Raw genomic sequence first — 3209 nt, forward strand, 5'->3', positions numbered from 1 at the left:
CTGTCATCCAATGAAACATTGTAGGGTAGCGATGTCTTTCATCAAAAGTGACATAGGCAAAGCGTAAGTGCTTAATCTTAGCGCGCATACCATGGTAGGTAATTTTATCCTCAGCACTAAGAAAGCCTTGCTTAAAAATTTTCTCTACCATCAGGCATAACTGTGTTCTGTCAACACCGTCGAGCCATAACTGTTGGCATATATGATAGCACTGTGAAAGTTGCTCCTGGCTATAATCAAGATGAATCGCTTCGGGTAGCTTAGCATCAGGGTAATGTTCATCATGTACAAGTACTGCGGAAAATAGCTCATCACATTGCGTGCTAGAAAAAACCATTGGACTGACTGATTTTATACGAGCTTTACAACAACTATTAAATTTCATGGCCCCTCTTAAATTTGATGTTACTGTCAACAAAATAAATGCTATCAAACAAATATAGAGCAGTATTTTATATCTTAGATGAGTGACATTGAAATTTAATTGGCATTTAAGGAAAATGCCACTAAACGATTCCTTTAACCGTTAGATTATAGTATAGAATCATGTGGTGCTAATGTAGTAGCGAAAATAATTCATAATCTATACATTCTCTAATTTAACTCATTTGCTTGCGAACCAATTAAACTTAAATGTGTAATAACTCAAAAATCTATACTGTCTTAGTTGCCTATAACTCAACAAAACAAGATTTAAGTCCTGCTGTGAATGAGTTGCTGAGGCAAACCAGTTTTGTAGTGATTTGCAATAACTCAAAAGATGATTTAATTTATCGTCACCCAAGGATAAAGGTACTAAATTTTAGAGATAATTTAGGCATAGCAAGGGCTCAAACTTTAGGCATGACTTGGGCGTATGAGAATGGCGCAGACTTTGTGTTGCAAATGGATCAGGACAGTTTGCCAGATCCAGATATGGTTAAGTTGTTATATGAGTCTTATTTAGCATTAGGCATTGCTAACTATAACATTGGAATGATTGGGCCTCAATCTTATGATCGATATACAAAAAAACTTCATGGCAATAAATCAAAAGTAGCTCCTTTTCAGAAAGGGAAGATAGTTCCTGACTTTGAAGGGATTGATATTGTAGACTCAATGATAAGCTCAGGCAGCCTGATTCCCCAAAAATCCTTCCAAGCAATTGGGGGGATGTTAGATGAATTGTTTATAGATCATGTCGACCTTGAGTATTGTTGGCGATTAAGAGGTAATGGATTTTTGATTGTGCGTAACAATAAGGCTAGGCTCGCTCACAGATCTGGTGAGGGTAGAACAAGTTTTTTAATTATTTTTGACGTAGCCGTGTCAGTGCCGATAAGACATTATTACTGGTTTAGAAATTTGCTGTATTTATTTAATCGAAGTTATGTGCCAACGTATTGGAAGGTTAAAAGTGTTCTTAAGATCATATTCAGAATGCTTTTTTATCCATTTTTTCTAAATAATGGTTTTGAGTGTTTTAAGTTTATGTTGTTAGGTATAAAAGATGGAGTTAGAAAAAAAATGTATCGGATTGATTCATTTAGTTAATTTAGTTTAGTCATGACCTAATTGGCCACATTTGTGGCGTCAAGTGTTACTTACACCCACCTGATAAACTAACTTTTACAAGAAAATACAGTATGAATCAAGATATTTTAGAATGGGTAGGTTCGTGAACAGCTTCTTTTTCAAACACAGCTATAGAGTCATGAATATGGATAGCAGGACAAAAACTGCTAATAGCAGGATGTTTTACACCGCCAAAATGATACCAATGGTGCATGTCGTTTATTAATTCTGAAACAAAGCTAAAAAAATTAAACTTTGATTGATACCCGCCGCCAAAATTTCTCCAATAGGCAGTGTGTAAATCTTCAACCATATATATCCCGCCATCATTTAATTTGGGGAATAAAAACTTGAAGGTTTTTAGTATGTGATCCATTTGATGACTTCCATCGTCAAGGATGACATCTACCCCGCCCATTTCATGGATAACAGATTCTAAGAATTTTGGGTCGTCCTGGGAACCAATTCTTACTTGACCAGCAATTCCGTTAAATTGAGCACAATTGGGATCAATATCAATGCCGTAAATGATTGCGTCTTCACCAAAATAATTTCGCCATAATTGAAGGCTACCGCCCTTAGATACTCCAATCTCTAAGAATCGAATTTTTTTCATACGAAAATGTGAAAAATACCGATCGTATATTGGTATGTAATGATGCCATTTGTGAACAACTTTATTCTTGTTGTTCGTAAATATTTCCAGGAGATCACCATTAAACCCGTATTTGGTTTGAATGTCCCTTTTTATATCAAGATTCTTGTCGAAACTGAATTTTCCTATACCGTCATGGATGCCTAAATGAGCAAGGAAAAAGTTGGGTAGGAGTTTTTTAATACGAGTTTTGAGTGCCATGGATTATTCACATATCAGTGTTTATTTACATCGATAATACCATAGTTAGAGCGCTACGGTGGTAATCCCCACCCCAAAGCATTGCATTTATAGGTAGAATTTTCTTATTGTGAATTAAGGAGGTTTTACATAAAATGTATCAAGATATGCCGACAGTCAGATCATGCAGATTTTAAAGCAAGCATTGTGGGTTAACTTTAAAATTGACTACTACTGTTAAGTTAAGAGGTTGGGAATTGTATTGGCTGACATACATTGATGTCAATGAGACGGATATTTTCTGTCTGGCTACGTGTTATAATTCCATCTAAATACCAATGAAATAGGCATGTTTTATGACGCAACAAACCCCTAAAAATCTTGCACCGCTCATCGCGATTATCGGTTGCGATGGTTCGGGGAAATCTACCGTTAGTGAAGAAATATTAGCCTTTGTGCGGAATTTTGGTGCGGCAGAAGCCGCGCATTTGGGTAAGCAGTCTGGCAATATTGGGCGCGCAATTGCACAGTTGCCATTGATAGGTGGCCTATTAGACCGCATTATTGTAAAAAAAACCGACAAAACCCGCGCATTGCGTGATAAAAAATCTCCAGGGCTTTTTACTGCGCTGATTATTTACGCGTTTTCACTTAGGCGCTTGCGCCGCTTTAAACGTATGTTAGCATTGCGCAAGCAAGGTTTTATTATTGTGACTGACCGCTTTCCACAACTTGAATTTCCTGGCGCTTACGATGGTACTGGGCTCTCTACAATCGCAGATAATGGCATCATAGTGGGCTGGTTAGCAAAGCGTGAGCG

The 3209-nt window shown here is 37.1% G+C and carries 4 protein-coding genes; 2 read left to right on the forward strand and 2 right to left on the reverse strand.

Features of this window, described 5'->3' with window-relative positions; translation table 11 throughout:
- Window positions 1–385: hypothetical protein (locus HOO90_RS05055; protein ID WP_292840249.1), on the reverse strand; the 385-nt coding region annotated here is incomplete at its 3' end.
- A gap of 248 nt (window positions 386–633) precedes the next feature.
- Here HOO90_RS05055 and HOO90_RS05060 point away from each other — a divergent pair.
- Window positions 634–1533: a glycosyltransferase family 2 protein gene (locus HOO90_RS05060; RefSeq protein WP_292840251.1), complete on the forward strand. Its 900-nt coding sequence runs from the start codon at window positions 634–636 to the stop codon at window positions 1531–1533.
- Window positions 1534–1630: 97 nt separating this feature from the next.
- On the opposite strand, the gene HOO90_RS05065 is transcribed toward HOO90_RS05060, so the two are convergent.
- Window positions 1631–2410 carry a class I SAM-dependent methyltransferase gene (locus HOO90_RS05065; RefSeq protein ID WP_292840253.1) on the reverse strand — a complete coding sequence of 260 codons (780 nt, stop codon included), beginning with the start codon at window positions 2408–2410 and terminating at the stop codon, window positions 1631–1633.
- 335 nt (window positions 2411–2745) lie between these two features.
- On the opposite strand from HOO90_RS05065, the gene HOO90_RS05070 reads away from it, so the two are divergent.
- Window positions 2746–3209: hypothetical protein (locus tag HOO90_RS05070; RefSeq protein ID WP_292840255.1), on the forward strand; the 464-nt coding region annotated here is incomplete at its 3' end.

It is taken from the genome of Methylotenera sp. (genome assembly GCF_013141425.1).
In the GTDB taxonomy this organism is placed as follows: domain Bacteria; phylum Pseudomonadota; class Gammaproteobacteria; order Burkholderiales; family Methylophilaceae; genus Methylotenera.